The organism is Halomonas sp. A3H3 (assembly GCF_000982975.1).
Classification (GTDB): Bacteria; Pseudomonadota; Gammaproteobacteria; order Pseudomonadales; family Halomonadaceae; genus Vreelandella; species Vreelandella titanicae.
The window spans coordinates 3,200,695-3,227,189 of sequence record NZ_HG423343.1 but is presented as its reverse complement, the minus strand read 5'-3'; the positions used below and the strand labels follow the sequence as shown (position 1 = coordinate 3,227,189).

25 protein-coding genes are annotated in these 26,495 nt (G+C 55.5%); 5 read left to right on the top strand and 20 right to left on the bottom strand.

Annotated features, from left to right (window positions below; genetic code table 11):
* Positions 1-4 precede the first annotated feature (4 nt).
* From HALA3H3_RS14345 to HALA3H3_RS14320, 6 genes are all read right to left on the bottom strand, one after another.
* Positions 5-2,599 (bottom strand): TRAP transporter permease, encoded by a 2,595-nt coding sequence (locus tag HALA3H3_RS14345; protein WP_022522287.1) that lies wholly within the window; start codon positions 2,597-2,599, stop codon positions 5-7.
* Positions 2,600-2,756: 157 nt separating this feature from the next.
* Positions 2,757-3,737 (bottom strand): TAXI family TRAP transporter solute-binding subunit, encoded by a 981-nt coding sequence (locus tag HALA3H3_RS14340; protein WP_022522286.1) that lies wholly within the window; start codon positions 3,735-3,737, stop codon positions 2,757-2,759.
* Positions 3,738-4,061: 324 nt separating this feature from the next.
* A complete protein-coding gene (locus HALA3H3_RS14335) occupies positions 4,062-5,369 on the bottom strand; it encodes a TRAP transporter large permease (protein ID WP_009287381.1) in 1,308 nt (435 codons plus the stop codon).
* Positions 5,359-5,838: a TRAP transporter small permease gene (locus tag HALA3H3_RS14330; protein WP_022522284.1), complete on the bottom strand. Its 480-nt coding sequence runs from the start codon at positions 5,836-5,838 to the stop codon at positions 5,359-5,361. The genes HALA3H3_RS14335 and HALA3H3_RS14330 overlap by 11 nt, the downstream gene beginning before the upstream one ends.
* A 61-nt stretch (positions 5,839-5,899) precedes the next feature.
* Positions 5,900-6,910, bottom strand: a complete 1,011-nt coding sequence (locus HALA3H3_RS14325) for a DctP family TRAP transporter solute-binding subunit (RefSeq protein ID WP_022522283.1) — start codon at positions 6,908-6,910, stop codon at positions 5,900-5,902.
* Between the two features lie 121 nt (positions 6,911-7,031).
* Entirely contained in the window at positions 7,032-8,030 is a 999-nt protein-coding gene (locus HALA3H3_RS14320) for a LacI family DNA-binding transcriptional regulator (RefSeq protein ID WP_053857000.1), read from the bottom strand.
* A gap of 264 nt (positions 8,031-8,294) precedes the next feature.
* Between HALA3H3_RS14320 and HALA3H3_RS14315 the strand changes: the two genes are divergently transcribed.
* From HALA3H3_RS14315 to HALA3H3_RS14305, 3 genes are read left to right on the top strand one after another with little or no spacing between them, the layout of a single operon-like run.
* Positions 8,295-9,473: a Gfo/Idh/MocA family protein gene (locus HALA3H3_RS14315; protein ID WP_022522281.1), complete on the top strand. Its 1,179-nt coding sequence runs from the start codon at positions 8,295-8,297 to the stop codon at positions 9,471-9,473.
* 2 nt (positions 9,474-9,475) lie between these two features.
* Entirely contained in the window at positions 9,476-10,558 is a 1,083-nt protein-coding gene (locus tag HALA3H3_RS14310; RefSeq protein WP_022522280.1) for a sugar phosphate isomerase/epimerase family protein, read from the top strand.
* Between the two features lie 42 nt (positions 10,559-10,600).
* Positions 10,601-11,827, top strand: a complete 1,227-nt coding sequence (locus HALA3H3_RS14305) for a nucleoside permease (RefSeq protein ID WP_022522279.1) — start codon at positions 10,601-10,603, stop codon at positions 11,825-11,827.
* A 413-nt stretch (positions 11,828-12,240) separates the two neighbouring features.
* On the opposite strand, the gene HALA3H3_RS14295 is transcribed toward HALA3H3_RS14305, so the two are convergent.
* From HALA3H3_RS14295 to HALA3H3_RS14265, 7 genes are all read right to left on the bottom strand, one after another.
* Positions 12,241-12,516: a type II toxin-antitoxin system RelE/ParE family toxin gene (locus HALA3H3_RS14295; protein WP_022522278.1), complete on the bottom strand. Its 276-nt coding sequence runs from the start codon at positions 12,514-12,516 to the stop codon at positions 12,241-12,243.
* Entirely contained in the window at positions 12,513-12,785 is a 273-nt protein-coding gene (locus HALA3H3_RS14290; RefSeq protein ID WP_022522277.1) for a CopG family ribbon-helix-helix protein, read from the bottom strand. The genes HALA3H3_RS14295 and HALA3H3_RS14290 overlap by 4 nt, the downstream gene beginning before the upstream one ends.
* Positions 12,786-12,919: 134 nt before the next feature.
* A complete protein-coding gene (locus tag HALA3H3_RS14285) occupies positions 12,920-13,723 on the bottom strand; it encodes a 3-keto-disaccharide hydrolase (protein WP_053856998.1) in 804 nt (267 codons plus the stop codon).
* Positions 13,724-13,740: 17 nt separating this feature from the next.
* On the bottom strand, positions 13,741-14,400 hold the full coding sequence (locus HALA3H3_RS14280) for a gluconate 2-dehydrogenase subunit 3 family protein (protein ID WP_022522275.1): 660 nt from the start codon (positions 14,398-14,400) through the stop codon (positions 13,741-13,743).
* The gene (locus HALA3H3_RS14275) at positions 14,397-16,085 is read right to left on the bottom strand and encodes a GMC oxidoreductase (RefSeq protein ID WP_022522274.1); all 1,689 of its coding nucleotides are present in this window, start codon (positions 16,083-16,085) and stop codon (positions 14,397-14,399) included. The genes HALA3H3_RS14280 and HALA3H3_RS14275 overlap by 4 nt, the downstream gene beginning before the upstream one ends.
* Positions 16,086-16,121: 36 nt before the next feature.
* Positions 16,122-17,021 carry a hydroxypyruvate isomerase family protein gene (locus tag HALA3H3_RS14270; protein ID WP_022522273.1) on the bottom strand — a complete coding sequence of 300 codons (900 nt, stop codon included), beginning with the start codon at positions 17,019-17,021 and terminating at the stop codon, positions 16,122-16,124.
* Positions 17,022-17,068: 47 nt separating this feature from the next.
* A complete protein-coding gene (locus HALA3H3_RS14265) occupies positions 17,069-17,956 on the bottom strand; it encodes a sugar phosphate isomerase/epimerase family protein (RefSeq protein WP_022522272.1) in 888 nt (295 codons plus the stop codon).
* A 326-nt stretch (positions 17,957-18,282) separates the two neighbouring features.
* On the opposite strand from HALA3H3_RS14265, the gene HALA3H3_RS14260 reads away from it, so the two are divergent.
* Together HALA3H3_RS14260 and HALA3H3_RS14255 are read left to right on the top strand one after the other, a co-directional pair.
* Positions 18,283-19,134 carry a DMT family transporter gene (locus HALA3H3_RS14260; RefSeq protein WP_022522271.1) on the top strand — a complete coding sequence of 284 codons (852 nt, stop codon included), beginning with the start codon at positions 18,283-18,285 and terminating at the stop codon, positions 19,132-19,134.
* A 117-nt stretch (positions 19,135-19,251) separates the two neighbouring features.
* The gene (locus HALA3H3_RS14255) at positions 19,252-19,986 is read left to right on the top strand and encodes a ParA family protein (protein ID WP_022522270.1); all 735 of its coding nucleotides are present in this window, start codon (positions 19,252-19,254) and stop codon (positions 19,984-19,986) included.
* A 161-nt stretch (positions 19,987-20,147) separates the two neighbouring features.
* Here the strand turns inward: HALA3H3_RS14255 and HALA3H3_RS14250 are convergent, their stop codons facing one another.
* The 7 genes from HALA3H3_RS14250 to HALA3H3_RS14220 all read right to left on the bottom strand — a co-directional run.
* Positions 20,148-20,681 (bottom strand): DUF192 domain-containing protein, encoded by a 534-nt coding sequence (locus tag HALA3H3_RS14250; RefSeq protein ID WP_022522269.1) that lies wholly within the window; start codon positions 20,679-20,681, stop codon positions 20,148-20,150.
* Between the two features lie 2 nt (positions 20,682-20,683).
* Positions 20,684-21,844 carry an ABC transporter ATP-binding protein gene (locus HALA3H3_RS14245; RefSeq protein ID WP_236557347.1) on the bottom strand — a complete coding sequence of 387 codons (1,161 nt, stop codon included), beginning with the start codon at positions 21,842-21,844 and terminating at the stop codon, positions 20,684-20,686.
* A complete protein-coding gene (gene modB / locus HALA3H3_RS14240) occupies positions 21,837-22,505 on the bottom strand; it encodes a molybdate ABC transporter permease subunit (RefSeq protein ID WP_022522267.1) in 669 nt (222 codons plus the stop codon). The genes HALA3H3_RS14245 and modB overlap by 8 nt, the downstream gene beginning before the upstream one ends.
* A 65-nt stretch (positions 22,506-22,570) precedes the next feature.
* Positions 22,571-23,347 (bottom strand): molybdate ABC transporter substrate-binding protein, encoded by a 777-nt coding sequence (gene modA / locus HALA3H3_RS14235; RefSeq protein ID WP_022522266.1) that lies wholly within the window; start codon positions 23,345-23,347, stop codon positions 22,571-22,573.
* Positions 23,334-24,809 carry a pyruvate kinase gene (pyk, locus tag HALA3H3_RS14230; RefSeq protein ID WP_022522265.1) on the bottom strand — a complete coding sequence of 492 codons (1,476 nt, stop codon included), beginning with the start codon at positions 24,807-24,809 and terminating at the stop codon, positions 23,334-23,336. The genes modA and pyk overlap by 14 nt, the downstream gene beginning before the upstream one ends.
* A gap of 261 nt (positions 24,810-25,070) precedes the next feature.
* Positions 25,071-25,559 (bottom strand): ureidoglycolate lyase, encoded by a 489-nt coding sequence (locus HALA3H3_RS14225; RefSeq protein ID WP_022522264.1) that lies wholly within the window; start codon positions 25,557-25,559, stop codon positions 25,071-25,073.
* A gap of 134 nt (positions 25,560-25,693) precedes the next feature.
* On the bottom strand, positions 25,694-26,495 hold an 802-nt coding region (locus HALA3H3_RS14220; protein WP_053856997.1), incomplete at its 5' end, for a bifunctional allantoicase/(S)-ureidoglycine aminohydrolase.

Sequence of the window (26,495 nt, the reverse complement as noted above, 5' to 3'; positions counted from 1 at the left end):
TCCTTCATGCGGTGGCGGCAGCTTGCGTGTTATCGCGACGCCGACGCTGCATCAATACGATCAACCCAAAGACCAAGAAGGCAGGAATCCACATTAGCTCCTTAGTCCAGCGGTCGACGGGGGCCAGAACTTCGATGATTTCTTGATCGAAGTCGAAACCGAGCTCTGCCGCTTGGCTGCCGTAGGTCACCATATCAACGGTTGCCGTGCCATCCTCAATAAATAGCTCCATGCCCAGGTTATTGAGCCGCTCCTGACCTGTTTCGCCTTCAGGTACCGGTAATGTCATGTAAGTGGTCATGGGATCGCCATAATCATCAAGACCCGCAATCTGCAAACGCAAAGTGGAGTCTTCATCCACATCACCCAGCGCTTCGACGAATTGCGCGGGTGGGATGGATTCGTAGGGATCATGAATCATGTCCATCCAGAAACCAGGCCGGAACAGCGTGAACGCAATCAGCAGCAGCACGATAGACTCATACCAGCGGTTGCGCGTAATCATAAAGCCCTGGGTCGCGGCAGCGAAGATCAACATGGCGATGGTCGACACCACAAAGATCAACACCCCCTGAAGGAAGGTCACATCGATGAGTAGCAGATCGGTATTGAAGATAAACAGAAACGGCAGCGCCGCTGTACGAAGGCTGTAATAGAACGCCTGGAAACCGGTTCGAATGGGATCGCCACCGGATACTGCCGCCGCCGCAAAGGAGGCCAGCCCCACCGGTGGGGTAACGTCGGCCATGATGCCGAAGTAGAACACGAACAGGTGTACCGCAATCAATGGTACCAGCAAGCCATTTTGAGCGCCCAGGTTGACGATGACCGGTGCCAGTAGTGCCGATACGACGATGTAGTTTGCTGTCGTAGGCAGCCCCATGCCGAGGATCAAGCTAAGCACAGCGGTAAGCAGCAAGATTAGCATCAAGTTGCCCATGGCCAGCGTTTCCACCACTTCGGCTAGCACCAGACCCACCCCGGTCTGGGAGACGGCACCGACGATGATACCGGCGGTGGCCGTGGCAATGCCAATGCCGATCATGTTGCGGGCACCAGTGACCAGGCCATTCCAAAGATCCATCGCGCCTTCACGCAGATCCGCCCTCATATCGCTGCGTCCGCGAAAGATTGACGTAATGGGGCGCTGGGTCAGAATAATGAAAATCATGAAAACGGTGGCCCAGAAAGCCGACAGTCCTGGCGATAAACGTTCCACCATCAGACACCACACCAGCACAATAACCGGCAGGATGTACTGCAAGCCAACCAGCACCGTCGGTTTGGTCTGGGGCAGTGTAAAGATCGGTTGGTTAGGGTCATCGAGCTCGAGCTCTGGGTAACCGGCCGCCAGTTTGAGCAGGGCGATATAAATGACCGTAAGTCCAACGGCTACCACCCAGGGGGTCGCATCCCCCAGTACCGGCTTGAGCCAGCCAAGGCCGTAATAAACAGCCAGGGCGGTGCCCATCATCAGTAGCAAGCCACCGAGAAAGCCAATCACTTTATTGACCAGCGGCTTAGGTGGGTTACTGCTTTGCAGCCCCTTCATGTTGGCCTTGAGGGCCTCAAGGTGAACGATGTAGACCAGCGCAATATAGGAGATCAGCGCGGGAAGGAAGGCATGCTTGATCACCTCGACATAAGAGATGCCCACATACTCGACCATCAAGAAAGCGGCCGCCCCCATTACCGGAGGCATAATCTGTCCATTGACCGATGACGCCACTTCAACAGCGCCCGCCTTTTCCGCGGAAAATCCGACACGTTTCATCATCGGCACCGTGAAAGTACCAGTGGTTACCACATTGGCAATCGAGGAGCCGGAAATCAGACCGGTCATGGCCGAGGCCACCACGGCAGCTTTCGCTGGTCCGCCGCGATAGTGGCCCAATAGTGAGAACGCCACCTTGATAAAGTAATTGCCAGCGCCGGCCTTATCGAGCAGGGCACCGAATAACACAAACAGAAACACGAAGCTGGTTGATACCCCCAGAGCGATACCGAAGACCCCCTGCGTAGTCAACCACTGGTGATTAATCAAGCCAAAGAGGCTCACCCCACCATGGGAAAGAATACCCGGCATCCAAGGGCCAGCCAGGCTATAGAGAAGAAAAACCGACGCTACAATCATTAACGGCGGGCCAAGCGCTCGACGCGTCGCCTCGAGCAGCAGCAGTATCCCTGCGATGCCAATAATAACGTCCTGCAGTATCGGTGCGCCGGGGCGCTGGGATAACTGCTCGTAAAACATAAACATGTAAGCGCCACAGAAGGCCGCCGCCGCTGCAAGCACCCAATCCTGAATCGGAACACGGTCGCGCGGGGAGCGCTTGAGTGCCGGATAAGCCATATACGCCAAAAAAAGCGCAAAGGCCAAGTGAATAGAACGCGCCTCAGTGGCACTAAATACACCAAACCCAAGGACGAAGGGCACTGGCGAAGCGATCCACAATTGAAAAAGAGACCACACTGCCGCAATGCTTACCAAAAGCTTTCCGGGCATGCCGGCTGGCTTGCGGGCTCCTGTGTCGCTGGAGGCGACCATATCCTCCAAGTCTACTCCGGCTCCCGAAGGCCTGTTCTTATCGTCTGTCATCTGCCTGCCCCGCTCCGAGTCGATTGACGCATCATTGCCATATCGAAATGCCCTATCAACATTTTAAACGCCCTATCAACATTCTAAACCAAAATGCGCGGCACCCTGAGGTAACCGCGCATTTCTTACTAAGGTAGTATCACCTTAGGCGTCTGGATTACTCAATCCAGCCTTGTTCACGGTAGTAACGCGCTGCCCCATCGTGCAACGGTGCGGAAAGCCCTTCACTCACCATCTCTTCTGGATCAAGATTTTCGAAGGCCGGATGCAGACGCTTGAAACGATCGAAGTTGTCAAAAACCGCCTTGACGGTCTGATAGATCACTTCTTCGTCAGCCTCAGCGGTGGTGACAAAGGTCGCTGCCACGCCGAAGGTTTCGACATCTTCGTCATTGCCGCGATACAGACCACCCGGAATTACCGATGCGGCGTAGTAAGGATATTCATCGACGATGCCTTGAATGTCTTCGTCGTTCAACGGAATCAGACGAGCATCAACGGTGGTGGTGGCTTCCTGGATGGAGCCATTGGGATGGCCAACCACGTATACCATGGCATCGACGTTATTATCAGCGAGTGCCGCCGCTTGCTCGGCAGCATCAAGCTGAGATGCCAGCGAGAAGGTATCTTCAGTCCAGCCCTTGGCTTCCATCACCACTTCCATGGTGTTGCGCTGGCCCGAACCTGGATTACCAATGTTGACACGCTTGCCTTCCAAGTCATCGAGCGTCTCGATGCCAGAATCAGCCCGCGCAAGCAGCGTCAACGGCTCACCGTGGACACGGAACACCGCACGCAGCTCTTCGTAGGGCTCGCCTTCGAAATTCCCAGTGCCGTTGTAGGCTTGATACTGAACATCGGATTGAGCGACACCCATGTCCAATTCGCCGGACTTGATGCCATTGATATTGGCGACAGAACCACCGGTGGAAGGTGCATTACACTTAATATCGGCGTCTTCGAGACGATTAACCAAACGACAGATCGACTGACCCACGACGTAGTAAACGCCGGTTTGGCCACCGGTGCCAATGGTGATGAATTGCTCGTCATCCTGTGCCATTGCCGGTGAGGCGAAAGCAGCGGCGGCAAGTAGCGCACCGGAGAAAGCAGTAGTGGAAAATACATGGCGTTTCATGAACACACCTCTTTGTATTGATGTTGTGAGCGTATTTGATGTTACGAGCATCGCACGCTTTGGTCTCACCTGATGAACCGTTCCCTCAGGTGCCCTTGTTCCAAAACGTTTTCAAGACATTCTATTTTCTAGACAAACGGTTACAGGCGACCCATAAGCTGCCTGCTAGCATTACTTTAGCGAAAAAAACCTAATTAGCGAAATGTAATACGCTAAATAATGAATTTCGCTGTCGTCTAATACTCAGTGTAGCGGTCTTCATCGTTTAGGGAACGTTAACTGCTATACCGCCTTTGCATAAGGTACGCAAAAGGGTAAGCAAAATTAGTCAACGTTATAGCCCAAAACGCGCGGCAGCCATAGCGCGATAGCGGGGAAGATTGCCACTAGCGCTAGCGCACAGCCCATTGCAACGACAAACAGCAGCGCCCATCCGATGGTCTGCTCCAAGCGAATTTTGGCCACTTCGGTGGTCACCATCAAATTCACCGCCACCGGCGGGGTAAATTGGCCAATGGCAATATTCATCGCCAACAGAATCCCAAACCACACCGGGTTCCACTCAAAATGCTGCATCACGGGGATCAAAATCGGCATCATGATCAAATAAATCGAGATCGCATCCAACAGCATCCCAGCGACCAACACTGCTAACATCACCAGGATTAGCAGCAAAACGCCGTTATCGGTCAGGCTAATAATCCATTCCGCCAAGTGGCGGAAGGTGCCCAGCATGGTGCCTGCCCAGGCAAAAATCCCCGCCAGAGCGATAATCAGCATCACCACGCCGGAAATAATCGCCGCCTCACCCAATAGCTCCCATAAATCACGCAGCGACAGCTCGCGGGTTAGAAACAAACCGACAATCGCACCATAAGCAACGGCTACCACGGCCGCTTCGGTGGGTGTAAACAGCCCTGAACGCAACCCCCCCAAAATCAGCACCGGGGCAAACAGCGCCGGTATCGCCTGTTTAAAAGTGGATCGCACACTTAGCCTTTCAGCCCCCTCTATGGGTGTGCCGCCCTCCCAACCGTAGCGTTTGGAAACGAGCATAGCGGGCACCAGTAGCGCCAGCCCCGCCAGAATACCGGGAAATAAACCTGCTGCGAAAAGTGCGCGTAAATCGACGCCCGGCACCACGATCGAGTAAAGAATCAGCGCCACTGAAGGGGGAATGAGAATCGCCGTCGAGGCAGAGGCGGCAATCAGCGTGGCGGAAAACGGCTTGGGGTAGCCCGCTTTGGTCATACTCGGCAGCATCACCATCGCAACCGCCGCGGCATCAGCAGGGCCTGAGCCACTCATTCCGCCCATAATCATACACACCAGCACCGCCACCAAGGCTAAGCCACCGTGGCGCGGGCCAATCAAAGCCTGGGCAAAACGCACTAAACGCAGCGCTACACCGGAACGTTCAAAAATAAGCCCGGTTAAGATAAACAGCGGAATCGCAATCAAAGGGTACTTGGCAATACTGTTATAGGTATTGGTACCCATCGTTGCGAGCATGTCCGGCGACAAACCCAGCACGATGCCAACGGCCCCGGAGAGCGCCAGCGAAAACGCTACCGGCACCCCCGCTATCAGCAGCCCCGCAAACGCCAGTATCATCCACACATCAGGGCTCATCGGTGAGCCTCCCCGTTAAACGGTCGGCGGTTTGCTGGCATAAGCGCCACACCATGGCCGCAGAAAGCACGGGCAGCCAGACTAAATACCACCACTGAGGCAAGCCAAGCCCTGGTGACAGCGACTCCCACTGATACTCTTGCCAGGCCATCTTGCCGCCATACCAAGTGATCAAACCCAGCACGGTGGCACCGCCAAGCGCTTGAAAAAGGATCAGTGCACGACGGTACTTGAGCGGCAATGCCCGTTCCAAAAAGCCAATACGAATATGGCGGTTACGCCGCAGCGCCACCGAGGCACCGGCAAAGGTCAGGACTACCAACAAAAACACAGAAAACTCTTCGGTAAATGAAAAAGAGCCGCCGGTTAAGTAGCGAGTAATCACATTACCAAGACTAATCAATGAGATAATGATTAATGCCAGCGCGCCCAGCCAACGTTCAGGGCGCGCATCAGGAAAGCCTTTCATGGCAGCCTCACAGCAAAAAACTCCCAGCCTTCAAGGCCGGGAGTTTGAACATCAAAAGTAATTAACGCGCGTCGATAGCGGCTTGTGCGGCCTCTACCACCTCTTCACCAATCCGCGGCGCCCATTTTTCGTAAACGGACTGGGTGGCATCGACAAACGCCTGGTACTGCTCATCGGAAAGCTCGGTTACTGTGACGCCGCGCTCTTGAATCGCCGCAAGCCGCTCGCCCTCTTCTTCACGGGTCATGGTGATTTCCCACTCACCCGCTTCTACCGCGGTTTCGCGCAGCAGGGTTTGCTGCTCTTCGCTCAATGTTTGCCATACCTGCTGATTGACCGCAAAAATCAGTGGGTCATTCATGTAGTTCCAGAGTGTCAAATGCTCCTGGCCGACTTGATCAATGCGCGCGACGTCAAACACAGAGAGTGGGTTTTCCTGGCCATCAACGGCGCCGGTGGTCAGCGCAGGCTGAGCGTCTGTCCAGCTCATTTGGGTGGGGTCGGCGCCCAATGCCGAGAAGGTATCCTGGAACAGCGGCGAGCCAACAACGCGGATTTTCAGGCCGTCCAAGTCGTCTGGCTGGCTAATCGGCCCGCGAGAATTGGAAACCTGGCGGAAACCGTTTTCACCCCAGGCTAACGGGATAACGCCACGAGATTCGATTGCTTCAAAAACCAACTCCCCTGCTTCACCACCGGTAACCGCATCAACGGCGGCTTCATCGGGAATGAAGAACGGTAAAGAGAATAGATTAAGTTCCGGCACCTGGGGCGACCAGTTGATGGTCGAGCCCACAGCGGCATCAATCAACCCGGAGCGCATTGCGGAGAATTCGCGGGTTTGGTCACCGGAAACCAGTTGAGAGTTGGGGTAAACGCGCAGCGTTAACTCGCCGTCGCTACGCTCCTCAACTAGTTCGGCCCACTTCTCAGCCGCCTGCCCCCAGGGGAAAGCGTCAGACAAAACCGTAGAAACCGAGAGTTCGCGTGCTTGTGCAGAAAGGGAGGCGGTCAGCAGAGCCGCACCGGCCAAGCCAGCGGTTAAACGAGCCATTGGGCGTGTCAGCGTCATGGTAGATCCTTTTTTAGCTATTTTTATGATGTGCGTTTAGTGGTGTGCGTGGACAGCAGTTGTGAAGCTTTTCGAGAAAGCCCCACTTATTGTATGCACTTAGGGCGCGAAAGGAAGTCGCCTAAGGTCGGCATGTTGCAGTACTGGCCCTTGAGACCAGGGTATATGGCAACACCAAATTGTCTACTTGCCTTCCTTCCAGCACCTCGATCAACATCGCAACAGCTTCGCGTCCGAAGGCTTCCGCCGGTTGGGCAATCGTCGTCAACGGCGGGTCGCTGTAAGAAGCAAACGCAATATCATCAAAGCCTGCCACCGAAATATCCTCCGGCACCCGCAGGCCCGCTTCTTTGATACGGCTTATAGCGCCTATGGCCATTTCATCGCTTTCACAAAAAATGGCGGAGGGGCGCTCCGCTAAAGCCATAAGCGTTTCAGCCGCCTGATAACCAGAACGTGGCGTGAAATCGCCAGGACAAAGCAGGCACTCATCTAACGGAATGCCCGCTGCGCTCAACGCATCCTGGTAGCCTTGTTGGCGATCACGGGTCAAGGGGCTGCGCCGAGGCCCTTTAATCATGCCAATTCGACGATGCCCCAGGGAGATCAAGTGCTCGGTGGCCTCCCGGGCTGCCGCGCGGTTATCGAGTTTGACGGTGGGACAGGGCGCATCGTCCAGCACCTCGCAGGCATTGATCATGGGCAATACCGCCCCAGCAGGAAACGCCTTTTCAGAAAAAGGGTTAAAAGCACGCAGTTGAATTACGCCATCCGCCTGGCGGGTACTGACTAAACTGGCGTATTGGGTTTCCATCGCCTCATTACCAAGCGTATTACACAGCAGAACGCCGTAGCCGCGTTCTTGGGCAGCTTCCTGAATACCGCTGATTACCCGCGCAAAAAAGGTGTTTGCGATCGTGGGTACCAATACCACTAAGTTATAAGTACGTTGAGAGCGAAACTGAACCGCCATCAAATTAGGCTTGTAGCCCGCTTGATCAACGGCCTTCAGCACTTTTTCCCGGGTGGCCGGTGAGACGATATCCGGCGACTTTAACGCGCGTGATACGGTCGCTACCGATACCCCCGCCAACTCGGCGACCTTACGTATATTGGTCATGGCCTCCCTTATCACTAGGTAATCGCCGTAAGCAGATGGTTGCGCGGCATTATTCATCTCAGCTTAACGTATCCCAGCGTTAAACTCAGCGCGCGATTTCCCAACCCTTCGCGCGCACCGATAGACCTTTGTCGCATTGACGCTTATAGCGTGAAGCCCTAATTTCAAGCCAAATGTAACCGGTTACATTGCCGACTATACTCGCACAGCCTGACCAAGCGCCACCTGAAAAATCAAACGCTTTATTAAAGCAGGAGCCTCTCTATGCCGCGACCCAATCAACCCCGCATCCGCTTAGGCATGATCGGCGGCGGACAAGGGGCGTTTATCGGCCAAGTTCACCGCTTAGCTGCTCGCCTCGACGATACCTGCGAGCTGGTATGTGGAGCCTTTAGCCGCTCGGCGGATAACAACCAACTGACTGGCGAAGCGTGCCACCTCCCCGACGAGCGTATTTACGCTGACTGGCAGCAATTACTGGAAGGCGAGCAGCAACTTCCCGCCGAACAACGCATGCAGTTATTGGTGATCGTAACGCCTAATCATCTTCACGTGCCGATCGCGGAAGCGGCCATGCAGGCAGGCTTTCATGTGTTCTGCGAAAAACCGGCGGCAGTATCACTCCAAGAAGCTCAGCGCTTAGCAGCAAGCTGGCATGCCAGCGGCTGCCTGTATGGCTTGGCGCATACCTACTTAGGCTACCCCATGGTATGGCAAGCCCGAGAAATGGTGAGCGAGGGCCAAATAGGTAGCATTCGCAAAATTCATGTGGAGTATCCTCAGGGCTGGCTAGGCGAGCGTTTAGAACAGCAGGGTAATAAACAAGCCGCGTGGCGCACCGACCCTTCGCTCGCAGGTATCAGCGGCTGCATGGCCGACATTGGCACCCATGCTTTCGGCCTCGCCGAGTTTATTTCCGGACATCGTGTTAGCGCTCTCTGCGCCTCGCTTGCCAGCCACGCCGATGGCCGCCAATTAGACGATGATGGCGATGTACTGCTGCGCACTGAACAAGGTGCCAGCGGAACCCTCATTGCCAGCCAGATCTGCAGCGGGGAAGAAAACGCACTTAAAATACGTATTTACGGCGACCAAGGGGCGTTGGAGTGGCACCAAATGGAGCCCAACAGCCTGTTCTACCGCCCGCTTCAAGCACCGATGCGCACCCTCCGTGCGGGCATCGACCAACCCGACCTTTTCCCCAGCGCGATGCAACGCTTGCGCCTACCCGGCGGCCACCCAGAGGGGTATCTGGAAGCACTCGGCAACCTTTACCGCGACTTTGCCCACGCCATTCATCAAGGCAAGCAAGGCGACGTTGAGGGCGTTCCCGGTATGGCCTCCGGGCTACGTGGCATGGCGTTTATCGAGGCCGTCACCACCAGCGCCAAAAGCGAACAGAAATGGACGCCACTGCCTGCCACTCAACTAACGGGAGCCTAATCATGCCCAACACCCATCAAGGCATCCGCGGGCCCGCCATTTTCCTGGCCCAGTTTATCGGCGACGAAGCGCCTTTCGATAGCCTCGACGGTATCGCTCGTTGGGCGGCCGAACACGGCTATCAAGCCATTCAGCTACCCACTGCCACTGCAGACAGTCGTTTTATCGACCTGCACAAGGCCGCTGAAAGCCAAAGTTACTGTGATGAGTTAAACGCCCGCTGTGAAAAAGCCGGCGTTGTGATCAGTGAACTCTCTACCCACTTACAGGGCCAACTGGTCGCCGTGCATCCCGCTTGCGACGACTTATTCGATGATTTTGCGCCTGTTGAGCTACACGGCAAGCCGCAGGAGCGTACCGAGTGGGCCATTGAGCAGCTAAAGCTGGCTGCCAAAGCCAGCCAACGGCTTGGTTTAACGGCTCACGCGACGTTTTCCGGCGCGCTGCTTTGGCCCTTTGTTTACCCCTGGCCCCAGCGCCCAGAAGGGTTAGTTGAAGAAGGCTTCAACGAGCTGGCCCGGCGGTGGCGGCCAATACTGGAGGCCTTTGAAGAAGCTGGCGTTGACCTGTGCTTTGAAATCCACCCTGGTGAAGATCTCCATGACGGCGCTTCTTTTGAGCGCTTTCTAACCGCGGTGGACAACCATCCACGGGCGAAAATTCTTTATGACCCCAGCCACTTACTGCTGCAGCAGTTGGATTATCTCGAGTTTATCGACCGCTACCACGAGCGTATCGGCATGTTCCACGTTAAAGACGCTGAATTTAACCCCAACGGCCGCAGCGGCGTTTATGGCGGTTACCAAGGCTGGGTAGAACGCCCCGGGCGCTTTCGCTCATTAGGGGATGGGCAGATTGATTTCAGCGGGATTTTTAGCCGCCTGACGCAGTACGGATTTGATGGCTGGGCGGTGCTTGAGTGGGAGTGCTGTATTAAGGACGCCGCCCAAGGCGCCGCAGAGGGCGCGTCTTTCATCCAGGCCCATCTGATTCAACCCGCCGATCGCGCTTTTGATGATTTTGCCGGTGTCACTACCAGTGTTTCGCGCAACCGTCGAATTCTTGGTCTTCCTTCACACCGTTAATTGACTGTTTTTTTAATCACAACCACAACAAAGGATCACGTCATGGCTATGATACGCACACGACTCAGCATCATGATGTTTTTGCAGTTCTTTATCTGGGGCGGCTGGTTTGTCACTCTGGGCACCTTCCTGGCCAACAACCTCAACGCCAGCGGTGGCCAGATTGGCATGGCGTTCTCCACCCAATCCTGGGGTGCCATTATTGCCCCTTTCATTATTGGCTTGATCGCTGACCGCTATTTCAACGCCGAGCGTATTCTCGCCGTACTCCACTTAGCAGGCGCTGCGTTAATGTACGGCCTGTATGTCGCCAGCGATTTCAGTACGTTTTACCCGTTAGTGTTGATGTATATGATTATCTATATGCCGACACTGGCGCTGGTTAACTCAGTCTCTTTTCGCCAAATGAGCGACCCAGGCCAGGAGTTCGCCAAAATCCGCGTATGGGGAACCATTGGCTGGATTATCGCGGGTCTGGGGATCAGCTACTTATTCGCCTGGGACTCTTCCCAAGGCATCGCCGACGGCATGCTGCGTAACACCTTTTTGATGTGCGCTATCGCATCATTAGCCCTAGGCCTATACAGCTTTAGCCTGCCCGCCACGCCGCCTAAAGCAGATGGCCCGGTGGGCTTAAAAGAGGTGCTGGGGCTAGATGCACTGGCTTTACTGAAAGACCGCAACTACGCCATCTTCTTTATCGCCTCTATTCTGATTTGTATTCCGCTGGCATTTTATTACCAAAACGCCAACCCTTTTCTCGCCGAGATCGGCGTGACCAATCCAACCGGCAAAATGACCCTGGGCCAGGTATCGGAAGTGCTGTTTATGCTGTTGCTACCGGTCTTTATTCATCGCTTTGGTATCAAGAAAACCTTGCTGATCGGTATGCTGGCGTGGGCGCTACGCTATGCGCTGTTTGCGTTCGGTAACGCCGATGAGATGGTGTTTATGCTCTTGATTGGTATTGCACTGCATGGCGTGTGCTACGACTTCTTCTTCGTGACCGGCCAAATCTACACCGATGCCCGCGCAGGGGAGAAGTTTAAAAGCTCTGCCCAGGGCATGATCACGCTGGCCACTTACGGGGTAGGCATGCTAATAGGCTTCTGGGTAGCCGGTCAGATTACCGACCATTTCTCCACCAACGGCGCGCACGACTGGCAAGGCATCTGGATGTTCCCAGCGGTATTTGCTATCGCGGTGCTGGTGTTGTTCTACCTCACCTTTAAAAACGACAAAAGCGTAACGGTTAAGCCTAACGTGTAAGGGGATAGAGCATAATAACAGCCGGGTGTATTGGCGGCACCCGGCTTACTAAGCTTTGTACGAAAACTGTCCTAACAGATACAGAGCCAACACAATCAACGCAAGCAAACCCACTACTGCACACAAAACGCCGTCGGCTCGACTCCTATGCTCATTGAGATATATCACTTCAGACGCCGAAGGATATTTTCCCAAAGTAACTAGCTTGCAGATTGGCCAGCCAACCCAGTAACAAACTGTTCTGAAGAATATCTCTGCCAGTATGTAACCTATTACCCTAAAAAACCCCCTGCCTATCTCTTCAACAAAGCCGTCCATAAAACTCCCTTTCGGTTAAACGTAAATACATAACCAAATCCGCTTTCTTTTCACTTCTATTTTGCCATAGCCGGGAATCGCAGCTGGCTTAATGGCTAACGCTCACCTTCCAGTTCGTGCCATACGCGCAGAATAATGATGACGCTCGGATGTACTGAATAGCGGATAACGTACTTACCAAAGACCATGTCACGAACAGAATCCGGTGCCATTTCAACCGGCGTTCCCATTTTAGGGAAGTCTGGCAGTAAGTCGATTTTGCCGACCAGCTCAGCTGCTATCCGGCCTGCTGCTGATGGATTATGGATGGCGATGAACTCTCTAAGGCGCTGCAAATCTTCAATGGCTTCATCCGTGTAAACCAGTTTCACCTACCCGACCTCGGTGCATCCTGCTCATTTTCGGTTCCCCAGCTATTGAGCCAACGATGAACCTCGCTGCTATCAACCACCTTCCCCTGTGCGGCAGACTCCATTGCCTCCAGCGTTTGCCTCCAACGCTCTTGCTCAAGCTGTTGCTTCTCGATGTATTCCGACAACGCCTGGTTGATCACCCAGCCTTTGCTCCGGTGGAGCCTGCTCGCGATAGCTTCCAGATGCTGTTCAACGTCTGTCTGAAGACGAACTGTAGTGACACCCATATCTATATCCTCACCCCAACGACTACAATGTATTACAGCATAGTCAATGAGGGCGATACAAAAAAGCCCAGTCCCCGATATATCTAGCATCAGAAGACTGGGCTTGCTCGCTGAGGGTGCTTAAAAGCGCCTGACTATAACTCTCTCACCCAAACGTTTCGAAAGCTAACGTCCGCATCGTGATCCTGCAGGTAAATGGGTGCGCAGCCGTGGGCTTCTTCGTAATTGGGTTCGCCAATCCACTCGGTGGTGCCTTGCACTTCAGCATGGTGCTGAACCACTACACCGTTATGCAGAACGGTGATGTAGGCAGGCGATTCAAGGGCGCCTTCATCATCAAAACGTGGCGCGGTGTAGAGGATGTTATAGCTCTGCCACTCACCAGGCGGGCGGGATGCGTTGACTAACGGAATATGCTGTTTGTAGATAGATGCCGCCTGGCCGTTGGGATAGGTCGGGTTGTCATAGGAGTCCAGCACTTGCACTTCATAACGCTCTTGCAGGAAGACGCCGCTATTGCCACGATCTTGACCCTCCATGCCATCGATATCGGCCGGTGCTCGCCACTCCAGGTAGAGCTGCACGTCGCAGAAATCCTGGCGTGTGCGTATTCCTCCCGCGCCCCGATTCACCGTCATCACGTCCTCTTCCACGTGCCACTCGGCTGGCCCGCCCTCTTCAGATTCCCATGCGTCTAAATCGGCGCCATCGAATAGCACGATGGCATCGGAGGGAACGCCCGTCTCAGGCACTGAAACCAAAGGAGGCACAGGCTCCCACACTTCGGTTTTGGTAGATTGCTGCTCGGGTGTCAGCGCCTCTTTCGAGGCGTCTTCTTGTGCCGCGCTGTCGAATGCCAACAAACTGCCGCAGACCAGTAAGCAAAGCGCTGGGGCATAGGCGCGACTTTGTAAATCGTAGGTTTGCTGATTTTTCATCAATGCTCTCCGCTCCATTAAGTAGCCCAAGCAGGCTCGCCGTTATAAGGCGCGCAGCCCTCGTAGCGGCCTGGCACCGCTTCGTAGCGCAAGACTTCAGTCGCGCCAACTTCTGAGGTGAAGAAGCCGAACAGCGTTAGCTGCTTCATCATAGTGAAGTAGTGTGGAAGCGCTTCCTCGCTATCCGCGTGCTCCTGGGATGACTGGGTTTCCGCCGTTTGATTTTGCGCAGTCTGGGTCTCTGCGGTCAGTTCCTCAGCAGGGGTTGGCTGCTCTCTACGAGCCTGTTGCTGGGCGTGCGCCATCGCTTCGCGATCCAACTCGGTTATGAGCTCTAACCGCTGCTCGCCACTCAGCGCTATAAAATCACGTTCGTAAGCCGCTCGGCTACGCGCCTCAAGCTGCGCTAAACCAAAATAGAACACCTCTCTTTCTGAGGGCGTATAGCAGTCGCTGACGAACAGGGCCATAAACTCCCCGACGCCAGCGTCTTTAGCACCTGGGGTATCGGTTCTCGGCAGAATGGTTTCGGCAAGCTCGTCCAGTCGCTCTACATCGCGGCTGCTAAAGGGGTGGTCTGACTGGCCAGCATCGCTAAAGGCAAATAGGGATTTGCCTCCAATCATCGCTGTACCGGTCGTCAGGGCGATCATTTTGAGTAATTCGCGACGATTCATGACAGGTTCCCCCACTTCAGCTCTTCCACCGCATAGTCCACCGCCCGAGCGGTAAGCGCCATATAGGTTAGAGAAGGATTTACACAAGAGGATGACGTCATGCAGGCGCCATCCGTAACAAACACATTGGGCGCATCCCACACCTGGTTGTGGCTATTGAGCACTGAGGTTTTCGGGTCACGGCCCATACGCGCGGTGCCCATCTCATGGATCCCCATGCCTGGCGCGTAATCGCCTACGTCACCTGTGACGTTCTTCACGCCCGCGGCCTCAAGTAAGTCGACCGCATCTTGAACCATGTCCCGACGCATATCGCGCTCGTTTTGCTTGAGTTCAACGTCGATCGACAGCACCGGCAGCCCCCATTTATCGCGAACGCTGTGGTCAAGGGAGATGCGGTTATCGTGATCGGGCAGCATTTCGCCGAAGCCCGTCATACCGATCGTCCAACCGCCTGGCTGGCTAAGTGCTTGCTTTAAATCAGTGCCGATATTGAGCTCTGCAATTTCGCGATCCCAGCCCTCGCGGCTCGCCGCGCCTTGATAACCAAACCCGCGCACGTAGTTTCGCTGCTCATCGCCTACGTTGCGAAAGCGCGGAATGTAAAAGCCCGCAGGACGGCGTCCGAAGTAGTATTTGTCGAGATAGCCTTCCACTTCGCCACTGGCACCGCAGCGGAAGTGGTGATCCATCACGTTGTGACCCAGTTCGCCGCTGCTACTGCCCAAGCCCCCTTCCCAGACATCGGTGGCGGAGTTCATCAAAATCCAGGTAGTGTTGAACGTAGACGCATTGAGGAAGATGACATCAGCGGTGTACTCATGGACTTCATGGGTCTCAGCGTCAATCACCTCAACGCCCCGCGCCCGCTGACGGTCTTTGTCGTACAGCACCTGGCTGACAATCGAGAATGGCCGTAACGTTAGATTACCTGTGGCCACCGCCGCGGGAAGCGTGGCGGACTGGGTGCTGAAATAGGCACCATAAGGGCAACCCAGCCAGCATTTATTGCGGTATTGGCAGTTGACGCGATTTTGTTCCGGCTTTGGCTGGGTAATATTGGCGACTCGGCTGTGGATAAGATGGCGCTGCCCACCAAAGGCCGCTTTAATACGCTTGGCGGCATCTTTTTCCACGCAGTTAAGCGGTATTGGCGGCAGAAACTCGCCATCGGGAAGAATATCTAGCCCTTCCTGAGTACCTGCAATACCGGCAAAGCGCTCCACATAGTCATACCACGGGGCGATATCTTCATAGCGAATCGGCCAATCAATGGCGATGCCTTCACGCTGGTTGGCCTCGAAGTCCATAGGGCTGAGCCGATAGCTTTGCCGCCCCCAAAGCAGTGAGCGCCCCCCTACGTGATAGCCGCGAAACCAGTCAAAGCGCTTCTCTTCCACGTAGGGATTGGCCTGTTCATCCGCCCACATGCCCATGGTGGCTTCGTTAAGGGGGTAGTCGCGCCTGAGCACGGGGTGTTTAGCGATCATCTCCTGGGTCGGCTCATTGCGGTGGGGATAATCCCACGCCTCTTTATGGGCATTGTGGTAATCCTTCACGTGTTCAATGTTGCGCCCACGCTCAAGCAGTAAAACCTTCAAGCCTTTCTCTGTAAGTTCTTTAGCGGCCCAGCCGCCGCTAATGCCTGAGCCAACCACGATGGCATCGTAGTGATTATCTGGCATGGTCATCTTCCTTATTGTGTTGTTGTTCGCGTCGAATCACACATCGCAGCGCTGAATAGCTGCCTGGAGTGATTCTATTTTTGCCTGTTGGCTAGTACGGTCAGGGAGAAATTCTTGGGCGATATAGCCCTGAAAGCCGGTATCTCGAATAGCGCGGCAAATTGCGGGGTAGTTAAGCTCTTGGGTGTCGTCTATTTCATGGCGCCCAGGCACCCCGGCAGTATGGTAATGGCCGAAAAAGTGATGATTTTCGCGGATAGTGCGAATGACATCGCCCTCACTAATCTGCATGTGATAGATGTCATAGAGCAGCTTGAAGTTGGGCGAATCAAGCCGTCGACTAAGCTCGATCCCCCATGCAGAGTTGTCACAAAGGTAATCGGGGTGGTCGATTTTGCTGTTGAACAGCTCCATCTGTAGCACCACGCCTTTTGCCTCTGCCTGGGTAAGAATCTGCTTCAGTCCCGTTTCGGCATTTTGCAAACCCTGCTCAGGGCTCATACCCCGGGCATTGCCGCTAAAACAAATGAGATTGGTGTAGCCCGCCTGGCTGACCAGATCGATATGCTGAAGGTATCGCTCAATCAGCTCTGAGTGAAAGCGGGTATCGCCCCAGCCATCCTCAAGGCTCAACTCAGCGCCATTACACATGGAAGAGTCGAGCCCATACCGCTGAAGCACAGGCCACTCTTCTGGCCCCACCAGATCAATCGCCGTAATACCCAACTCAGTTGAAAGCTGGCAAAGCTCTTCCAGAGACAGAAAATCGAATGTCCAACGAGCGACTGAATGGTGGATATTGCCTTTTAGTGCTCGCTGAGAAGGCATATCGTCAGCTAGGGCTTGAGATCCAAGCTGAGGTAGCGCCGCCAGCCCAATAGCACCGGTAACGCTGTGGCGCAGCAGGCTACGCCGATCAATAAGGTAGCGCTTCATAAAACATCCTCGCGTTCGTCATCTAAATGAGATGGCCTAGGCGTGCATTACTCTTCTCGAAGCGCTGTCAGTTTTTCCTGTAAGAAGCTGTTTCCCTCGGTAATCACCGCTTCTGCGTCTAGTGGCATATCGTGTTCGATGATGTACCACTCAACACCAGCGGCCTCGATGGCAGGCAAGATTGCATCCCAATCCAGTACACCTTCCCCGAGTGTGGCGAAACCGCCCTCTTCTTCGGCGGTGCCTTCTGGAGCATTATCTTTGGCGTGAACAGCAAACAGTTGGCCATCGAAACGCGAGACATACTCAACCGGGTCAAACCCGCCACGTGCCACCCAGGCGATATCCAATTCCGCCAGCAGATCAGATCCAGCAGCATCAAACAGATGCTCTAACGCGGTTTTACCGTCATACACTTCCATCTCGAAATCATGGTTGTGGTACGCCAAGCGGACACCTTCAGCATCTAGCTCAGCGGCAATATCACCTAGCTCTTTACCCAGCGCCTGCCAGCCTTCGGCATCGCTAGGGCGTGCGTCCTCGGCTAGATAAGGCATTGTTAAGGTGTCGTTACTCACCGCCTGATTGAAAGCCACCGTTTCGTCCAAGCGATTGCGCAGGTCATCTAGTTGCACATGGCTTGAGATCACCTCAAGCGCGTGCTCTTCTAACAAAGCGTTGAGTTCTTCGGCTGTCACGTCCTGGGTGCCCACCGTCTCAATGGCAGAGATTCCCGCCCGATTTACGGCGGCTAACTGCTCCTCCAAATTGCCAAAATCACGCAGCGTATACATTTGAACAGCAATGGGTAATTCTGCTGTGCTACTTTGTTGAGCCTGAACAACGCCAGGTACACTCAGCACCGACAGCGCCACTGCACTAGCAGCCAGCAGAGCCTGTGAACTCAAACGCTTTGGGCGTAGCGGGGTATCCATATCCACCTCATTGTTGTTGGATTGTTATATATTGTGAAAGCGCCGACGCAAAAATGTAATCGGTTACATTTTTTTAGAACGTCTCAGTAAAATGTGCAAGTCAGCCGCTTTGTTTACCGCTTTTAAGGGGACAAAAAGGACTTAATACTCACACAAGTCAATTCATAACCAATTTATTATCAACAACATATAGACTATTAAAGAAAATACTAATACTTTGGTATCAAGCAGTAGCGGCGCTTACCAACGGCTCATTTCACTATTATTTTTGCCGTCTCCCAAGCTGATACAATGGCTATCGTTTCCATCCACCAACGGACATCAACGTGCCACTACGCGACCTGCTGCTCGGCCTCTTTGTTATCGCCATTTGGGCGCTGAATATCATTGTTATCAAGGTCGGTGTAGCGGAGCTACCGCCGCTATTGATGACCACCCTACGTTTTATGCTGGTCGCAGTTCTGCTGGTGCCCTTCTACCCGGTGGCGCGAGTGCAATTGCCGTTTTTGCTACTGTTATCCATCACCTTCGGCAGCCTCCACTTCGCTCTTCTGTTTATTGGTTTGGAGCATGCAGAAGCAGGTACCGGCGCGCTTTTAGTACAGATGGGCACGCCCTTTGCCACATTGCTAGCGGTCATCTTTCTAAAAGAGAAGCTAGGCCCCAAACGGATTGTCGGGCTGCTACTCTCTTTTGCTGGGGTAGTCGTACTGGCCGGTGGGCCAACGCTGCCCTCTCCTTTACCACTGGCGATTCTGTTGTGCAGTGCCATGGGCTGGGCGGTGTCGCAGCTGTTGATCAAGCGTGGCCCGCCCATTGCGCCGATGGCGTTGGCAGGCTGGGTGGCGCTGTTCGCGGTGCCTCAGGTAGGGTTGGGGTCATGGCTATTTGAGAGCGGTCAGTGGCAGGCGATGCAGCAAGCAACTTGGTTAGGCTGGGGGGCGATGATTTACACCGCCGTAATGTCGTCGATTGTCGCTTACGGGATTTGGTATGCGCTTTTACGCCGTCACCCGGTTAATCGCGTGGTACCCATGACGCTACTCGTACCGGTATTGGCAGTCGGCCTAGGCGCGCTGTTAATGGGCGACAGCCTAGGCGTGCATAAACTAGTGGGCGGCGGCTTAGTGGTCGCGGGTATAGCCCTGATTGTGATCAGATTTCGCCGCCGCCGATAAAGGTCATATCGAGGGAAATCAGCGTAGCGACATCGGCAGCAGCACCGTCATCGAAACGTCACATATCCACTCAGGCCAATCAGTTAGACTGAACAGTCACCAAGCCGGGAGTTCCCTATGCAGATGCTGGCGCTTTACAGTATCAAGGGGGGCGTGGGCAAGACCGCCTCCGCCGTCAACCTCGCCGCCGAAGCGGCACGCGACGGCAGGCGAGTATTGCTGTGGGATCTCGATCCGCAGGCCGCCACCACCTTCTATCTACGCAGCAAACCCAAAGTGCGTGGTGGCGTCGACAAACTGGTCAAGGGCAAGGCCGATCTCGACCGGGCGATCCGCGAGACCGACATCGAAGGGCTCGACCTGCTGCCAGCGGCGCTGGGCTCGCGCGACCTGGAAGCGTCGATGGAAACCCGCAAGCCCAGTCGGCTGCGCAAGATCCTCAAGCCGGTGATGGGCAGTTACGACCTGGTGATACTCGACTGCCCGCCGAGCCTGTCGGCACTCGCCGAGCAGATCTTTTCCAGCGTCGATGCCCTGCTGGTGCCGATGGTACCGACCACCCTGTCGTTGCGCACTCTTGAGCAACTGGACGGTCATCTCGACGCGGTCGACCATGCCTGCCCGATCTGGCCATTCGTGACCCTCGCCGACCGTCGCAAGACCCTGCACCGCCAGGTGATGGAGAGTCTCAGCGAACGCTGGCCGAGGCGCTTATCGACGACCGTGCCCAACGCCAGTGAGGTCGAGCGTATGGGTATCGAACGCGCTCCGGTCGGGCATTTCGCCCGCAGCAGTCGGGGCAGTCGCGCCTACACCGCGCTGTGGCGAGAGATCGCGCAGCGTATACAATGACCTTCTGAGCTTCGCTCTGCTGTTAATTGGCTTGCAGCAGGCGGAAGAGGTACCGGCGCGCTGTTAATGGACGACAGCCTAGGCGTGCATAAACGAGTCGGCGGCGGCTTAGTGGTCGAGGGTATAGCCCTGATCGTGGTCAGGTTTCGCCGCCGCCCAGTTTAATCTCCAGGCTGGCAGAAACCGACTTCTTCAGGAATAGAAACACAGTCCCCTACTTTGATACCGCGCTCAGCAAAATAGCCGCCATTAACCTCTAGCGCTGAATGATAAGCCGCACCTGCAGGATAAGAGGGGCAGTCGCTCGGCGACGAGGATTCACAGGGCTGCATGGTATTAATCGCCACAATCCGCCCATCGCTATCGATAAAGGCAATATCCAGAGGGATTAGCGTGCGATACATCCAAAAGGCATTGTTGGCCGACTGCTCGTTCTCAAAGCGAAACAGCATGCCACTTTTTTCGGGCAAGCTCTCACGCCCCATTAACCCGCGCTGACGCTGAGAAGCCGTTTCCGCCACTTCAACCTCTAGACGATGTGGGCCGCCCTCGCTGTGAATAGCCAGCGCCAGCGTCTGCATCTCTTGTGCAGACGCCTGCCCCCAAGCAAACGAGCTGAGTAGCGACATCGGCAACAGCGCCGCCATCGGTAACAGTAAAGACGCCTTAAGCAGCGTGCGACGCGTGGGATCCATGCTTACTTCCTTTTGTCATGCGCATCTGCGCGAACTTGGTGGCCTGGCAAAAGGTAAATGCCTGCTGCCAGCAGCGAAACCTTCACCACGGCGCCGCTGGTTAACTGATTACGCCGGGCGGCATGGGTGGCAATATCAAAACGTAACATATCGCCGTGATCGACGCTTAGCGAAACTGAAGTGATGCCGCCCAGTACGACCAGTTCGCTAACGGTGGCAACGACCGGGTTCTCCCGCTCGCCGTGTGAAGGACGGCCGCGACGGTGAAGCACAATATCGGAGGGCGGCAAGTACCAGGTGACTGTTTCACCCAGCGTCAGATTATCTAGCCCCTCGGCTACCTCTAGATAATTTTCGCCCCACCGCAGCCGACGCTTGCCGCCCTCATCCACCACTATCCCTTCAAACAGATTATGGCGGTCTAACAAGCGCGCCACCAGCGGCGACAACGGCCGACGAAAAAGCACATCAGGAGCATCTTGCTGCAGGCTGACGCCGTTATGCAACACGCAGATTTGGTCGGCCAGCGCGGCGGCTTCTTCCAGGTCGTGGGTCACCAGTACAATAGGGATGTCGATCTGCTGACGCAGCAGCGCCAGCTCGCGCTGCAACCGCCGCCGGGTCACTTGATCCACCGCCGAAAACGGCTCATCGAGTAACAGCACTTTGGGGTCGCGGGCCAAGGCACGGGCCAGCGCCACACGCTGGCGCTGGCCCCCCGAAAGCGCGTTGGGGTAGCGCTTGCCCAGCCCGTCTAAACGCACCTTGGCTAGCCACTGCTCGGCCTGTTCACGGCGTTGCGGTTGGGGCAGGTGGCGCAGAGGGAGCTGAATATTTCGTGAGGCGGTTAGGTGCGGAAATAGCGCATAGTCCTGAAACACTATGCCGACCTGTCTACGCTGGGGCGAGAGTGAATGCTTACGCTCGGCGTCAAACCAAACCTCTCCAGCGCACTCCACTCGCCCGCCCTGGGGGCGATAAAGCCCGGCAATGGTGCGCAGCAGCGTGGTTTTGCCGCTGCCCGATGGCCCTACCAGCGCAAGCAGTTCACCGGGTTGGCAAACAAACTCGGCGGCCAGTGGAATCGGCCCCGTTTGATTGACCGCCACGCTCAACCCTGCAATCGGCCCAGAGACCGGCTCTGTGATGCGCGAATCAGCCACGTACCCACCGCCTGCGCCCGGCCAGACCATAGACGAGCCCCAAGGTAATAAACGATACCAACAGCAACAGCGCCGACATCTGTGCAGCGCCCTGTTCATCGAAGGCCTGGACGCGATCATAGATGGCAATGGCGAGAGTGCGGGTTTCACCATCAATGGCGCCACCCACCATCAAGATGACGCCAAATTCGCCCAGCGTATGGGCAAAGGTAAGCGCTGCCGCTGACATAATGCCTGGCCACATCAAGGGCAGCTCGATGCGCAGCAGCGTCTGCCAAGGGCTTAGCCCACTGCACCAAGCCGCTTCACGCAGGTTGTGGGGCACATGTTCAAAGGCACGCTGAATGGGCTGCACGGCAAACGGCAAATTGGCGATCAGGGAGGCCAATAGTATGCCAGTGAAAGTGAAATTCAGCCCGCTACCGGTCATTGCTGCCCAAAACGAGCCCACTGGCGCGTCGCGGCCAAAGCTCAACAGCAGATAAAAGCCCAGTACGGTAGGCGGCAATACCAGCGGTAGTGCGATCAGCGCTTCGCATAGCCCTTTGCCGCGGAAACGCGCATAGGCCAGAGAGCGACCTAGCCAAATGGCAATGGGCAGTAAGATGAGACAGGTAAATGCCGCGAGACGTAACGAGACCGAAAGCGCCGACCAATCCATTAAATGTCATCCATTAAGAAGCGCTCATCATTCGACGCTAAAGCCATTATTCGGCGTTAAAACCCTTATTCAGCGTTAAAACCATAGGTACGCAAAATGGATTGTCCCTCGTCCTCTTGCAACCATTGATAGAAGGCCGTGGCAATCTCCCCAGCCTGGTTGGTCAGTACCATGCGCTGGCGTAATGGACTATGCCAAGCCTCAGGAATGAGTATGTACTCACTTCGCTCACCTAGTGTGGGAGCCAGCGCCAAGGAGTAAGCCACCAGCCCACCGCGCGCATCGTCGGAGAGCGCAAACTGCGCCGCCTGGGAGACGTTTTCGCCCAGTATCCGCAGCGGCTCTGTTTGCTCCCAAAGCCCGGCGTACTCAAGCGCCTGCCGCGCCGCCACGCCATAGGGGGCGTGTTCAGGGTTGGCCAGGGCGATGCGCTCAGTAGTCCCCGCCTCTAACGCGGTTTTAACCGCTTCAAGCGGCGTCTCCTCGTTAGGTAAATCACCACGCCCTGCGCGCTGCAGCCACACTAAACGACCAATGGCGTAAATCACGCCCTCATCTTGAGTGTAGCCCTCCTCATAAAGCGCTTGAACGTAGCGCTCGTCAGCAGAGAGATAGAGCTCAAAGGGCGCGCCCTGGGCAATTTGACGCCGGAAGTTGCCTGACGAGCCAAAGTTTAGCCGTAGGGCGTGGCCGGTTTCCTGCTGAAACTGCTCGGCGGCTTCTGTCAGCGCAAACTGTAGATCAGAGGCCGCCGCCACGATAGGCGCCTCCGCCTGCGCAGGGGAACCTATCAGAAGCAAGCAGGCGAGCAGCAACCCATGGGCTAATTTAGCTTTTAGCATGCTCGTCAGTAATCTCCATTACCTTCATGGTATTGGTGCCGCCATGGGCGTTCATATGGTCGCCGCGAGTTAGGATTACATGGTCGCCAGGTTTGGAGATACCGGTCTTGACAAGCATCTCGAGGGCCCGGTCGTTTAGCTCGGTGGCGCTCATTTCGGAGGTATCGAACGGTAGCGAAACAACACCGCGGTAGAGCGCCATGCGGCGTTGGGCAATGGGATTATGCGCCAAGCCGACAATCGGCAGGCCCGAACGAATGCGCGAAGCGATCAGCGGTGTATAGCCCGATGAGGTCATACAGGCAATCGCGGTAATGCCGGTCATATGGTTGGCCGCGTACATGGCGGAGAGCGCAATGGTCTCGTCAGGGCGGGAAAAGCCTTCATGAATACGGTGACCGGACTCCTGGGCGGTTTTTTCCCGCTCAGCTCCCAGGCAAACACGTGACATGGCTTCTACGGTTTCCAGCGGGTAGTCGCCCGCCGCGGTTTCCGCCGAGAGCATGACCGCATCGCTGCCATCCAGCACCGCGTTGGCCACGTCAAACACCTCAGCGCGGGTGGGAAGTGGCGCTGAAATCATGCTCTCCATCATTTGCGTGGCGGTAATGACCGCACGATTTAGCGAACGTGCTCGTTTGATCATGCGCTTTTGCACGCCGACCAACTTGGCATCGCCAATTTCTACGCCTAGATCACCGCGCGCCACCATGACCGCCTCAGAAGCTTCGATAATGCCATCCAGGGTGGCATCATCCGCTACGGCTTCGGCACGTTCGACTTTGGCCACCAGGCCAATCTCTTTACCCGCCTCACCTAATAAGCGGCGTGCTTCGAGCATATCTTCAGCATGGCGGGGGAAAGAAATGGCCAGGTAATCGACGCCAATCTCAACGGCGGTCTTAAGGTCTTCTTTATCTTTTTCAGTCAATGCCGGAGCGGAGAGTCCGCCGCCCTGCTTGTTGATGCCTTTATGGTTAGAGAGCTTGCCACCCACTACCACGGTGGTATGCACCTGTTGGCCGTCAACACGGGCCACGTCCAGCACCAAACGTCCGTCATCTAACAGCAGGCGGTCACCGGCGGTCACGTCTTGGGACAAGGTCTTATAGTCGCAGCCGACTTGATGCACATCGCCCGCATCGCCATCCAGCGCCATATCAAGAATAAACGGCTGGCCCTCTTTAAGCACCACGGCCCCATCTCTAAACCGCGCAATACGAATCTTGGGCCCCTGTAGATCGCCCAACACCGCGACGCTGCGGCCTAGCTTGGCGGCTATTTCACGTACCTCGGTTAGTCGGCGGCGGTGATCATCCGCTGTGCCATGGGAGAAGTTAAGACGCACCACATCGACACCCGCCTTGAGCATGGCTTCCAATACGCCTTCCCGGTCGCTGGCAGGCCCAAGGGTGGCGACAATTTTGGTACGACGGATCGAGGAGAAGTGCAGTGCGTTCATAATGTTCCAACCATGCAATTTAGCGTGTAGTGACTTTTATTAAGTAATTCTACTCAGTAACCCTAGGCTCTGTCTGAAAACTGGCTGCGCTCGACCATACGGCGTTAAAAATCGGCTCAAAGTACTCATTTACAACACGTAAACTCCGTCTTTTCGCCAATTTTTGCCTTGTCTGGCCTTCGCTCGCCGACTTTTCAGACAAAGCCTAGCTTACCAGTTTAACGCGCTCTATATGACAGCAGTGCAACGCAGGAGGTTGGTTTAAGTCAACGTCACGGTGATCGTGAGAGGAAACTCATCGCAGTTATTGCCATCACCGCCCCGATCCACTACCAAAAACTCGCCTTCACGCTCCAGCACCGATTGAATGGCGTGCCAAGTGCCTGCTCGGTAGTTCACCCCTTGGCGGCCATCGGTGACAAAAGCTCGCACGTCTGCAGGGTTAATATGTTCCCCCGGTGGGGCTACCACCACAATAAAGCGCTCCTGGTGCAGCGGCATAAACGCCTGACTGCCCTGGGGGTGACGCTCTAAAAACGTTAGCTCCAACGGCAGTGTAATCGGCTGGCTCACGAAGATATTAATCAGCGTGTGAGCGTTTTCACCCAGTGTTTCCACCTTGGCAAGATCATGGTGGCGCTGCGTGCGCCCGGCGTTGATGGGAAACGACGCTGAGGTGCGCGCATCAATCACATCGCCAAAAGGGGCGAAGGCCTCTGCGGTCAACGGCTCGGCTTTTAGCTCTAGCATTGTTGTATCCTTCTAAAGTTCTTTGTTACTCAGCGTGGCATGGCTACTTCCAGCCTGATAAATGCACTAGTGGGAGGCAGCTTTAGCTCGCGACCCTTTAAAGCTGCCTGCTTGAAAAGCTGGAGCAACCAGTTTTAACGAGCCCCCAGACGAAGAGCAGGATGGCGATTAACATCTTTATACAGCAGATATCGGAACGGCCCTGGGCCAGCGGCGTAGCAAGCCTGGGGGCAGAAGGCGCGTAACCACATGAAATCGCCCGCTTCCACTTCTACCCAGTTTTGATTCAGGTGATAAACCGCTTTGCCTTCGAGCACGTAAAGGCCGTGTTCCATGACATGGGTTTCATCGAAAGGAATTACGCCGCCGGGCTGAAAGGTAACGATATTCACATGCATATCGTGGCGAACGTCCGCAGGGCCGACAAAGCGTGTGGTGGCCCAGCGTCCTTCGGTGCCCGGCATTTCGATAGGCGCAATGTCCTGCTCGTTGGTGACAAACGCCGTTGGCACCTCGAGCCCTTCCACAAACTCATAGGCCTTGCGTACCCAGTGGAAACGTACCGGCGCGTTGGATTCGTTGCGCACCTGCCACGAGCTGCCAGGGGGAATAAACGCATAGCCGCCGGGCTGCAGGGTGTGGCGCTCACCCGACAAAGTAAGCGTTAACTCACCTTCCACAATAAACAGTACGCCTTCCGCCTGGGAGTCTGGCTCAGGCTTATCGCTGCCCCCTTGGGGCTGGACTTCCATAATGTACTGGGAGAACGTCTCGGCGAACCCCGACAGCGGCCGCGCCAGCACCCACAGCCGGGTGCCTTCCCAAAAGGGAAGATTGCTGGTGACGATGTCGCGCATCACGCCTTTGGGGATCAGCGCATACGCTTCAGTGAACACGGCGCGATCAGCGGTGATTTGCGTTTGCGGCGGGTGCCCG

Coding starts and splice junctions, on each gene's coding strand:
- HALA3H3_RS14290 (WP_022522277.1), bottom strand. CDS start 12,785: ATGGGTGTCACTACAGTTCGTCTTCAGACAGACGTTGAACAGCATCTG.
- HALA3H3_RS14305 (WP_022522279.1), top strand. CDS start 10,601: ATGGCTATGATACGCACACGACTCAGCATCATGATGTTTTTGCAGTTC.
- HALA3H3_RS14270 (WP_022522273.1), bottom strand. CDS start 17,021: ATGAAGCGCTACCTTATTGATCGGCGTAGCCTGCTGCGCCACAGCGTT.
- HALA3H3_RS14335 (WP_009287381.1), bottom strand. CDS start 5,369: ATGAGCCCTGATGTGTGGATGATACTGGCGTTTGCGGGGCTGCTGATA.
- HALA3H3_RS14225 (WP_022522264.1), bottom strand. CDS start 25,559: ATGCTAGAGCTAAAAGCCGAGCCGTTGACCGCAGAGGCCTTCGCCCCT.
- HALA3H3_RS14320 (WP_053857000.1), bottom strand. CDS start 8,030: ATGACCAATATACGTAAGGTCGCCGAGTTGGCGGGGGTATCGGTAGCG.
- HALA3H3_RS14250 (WP_022522269.1), bottom strand. CDS start 20,681: ATGGATCCCACGCGTCGCACGCTGCTTAAGGCGTCTTTACTGTTACCG.
- HALA3H3_RS14285 (WP_053856998.1), bottom strand. CDS start 13,723: ATGAAAAATCAGCAAACCTACGATTTACAAAGTCGCGCCTATGCCCCA.
- modA (WP_022522266.1), bottom strand. CDS start 23,347: ATGCTAAAAGCTAAATTAGCCCATGGGTTGCTGCTCGCCTGCTTGCTT.
- HALA3H3_RS14315 (WP_022522281.1), top strand. CDS start 8,295: ATGCCGCGACCCAATCAACCCCGCATCCGCTTAGGCATGATCGGCGGC.
- pyk (WP_022522265.1), bottom strand. CDS start 24,809: ATGAACGCACTGCACTTCTCCTCGATCCGTCGTACCAAAATTGTCGCC.
- HALA3H3_RS14280 (WP_022522275.1), bottom strand. CDS start 14,400: ATGAATCGTCGCGAATTACTCAAAATGATCGCCCTGACGACCGGTACA.
- HALA3H3_RS14310 (WP_022522280.1), top strand. CDS start 9,476: ATGCCCAACACCCATCAAGGCATCCGCGGGCCCGCCATTTTCCTGGCC.
- HALA3H3_RS14255 (WP_022522270.1), top strand. CDS start 19,252: ATGCAGATGCTGGCGCTTTACAGTATCAAGGGGGGCGTGGGCAAGACC.
- HALA3H3_RS14265 (WP_022522272.1), bottom strand. CDS start 17,956: ATGGATACCCCGCTACGCCCAAAGCGTTTGAGTTCACAGGCTCTGCTG.
- HALA3H3_RS14275 (WP_022522274.1), bottom strand. CDS start 16,085: ATGCCAGATAATCACTACGATGCCATCGTGGTTGGCTCAGGCATTAGC.
- HALA3H3_RS14330 (WP_022522284.1), bottom strand. CDS start 5,838: ATGAAAGGCTTTCCTGATGCGCGCCCTGAACGTTGGCTGGGCGCGCTG.
- modB (WP_022522267.1), bottom strand. CDS start 22,505: ATGGATTGGTCGGCGCTTTCGGTCTCGTTACGTCTCGCGGCATTTACC.
- HALA3H3_RS14340 (WP_022522286.1), bottom strand. CDS start 3,737: ATGAAACGCCATGTATTTTCCACTACTGCTTTCTCCGGTGCGCTACTT.
- HALA3H3_RS14325 (WP_022522283.1), bottom strand. CDS start 6,910: ATGACGCTGACACGCCCAATGGCTCGTTTAACCGCTGGCTTGGCCGGT.
- HALA3H3_RS14345 (WP_022522287.1), bottom strand. CDS start 2,599: ATGACAGACGATAAGAACAGGCCTTCGGGAGCCGGAGTAGACTTGGAG.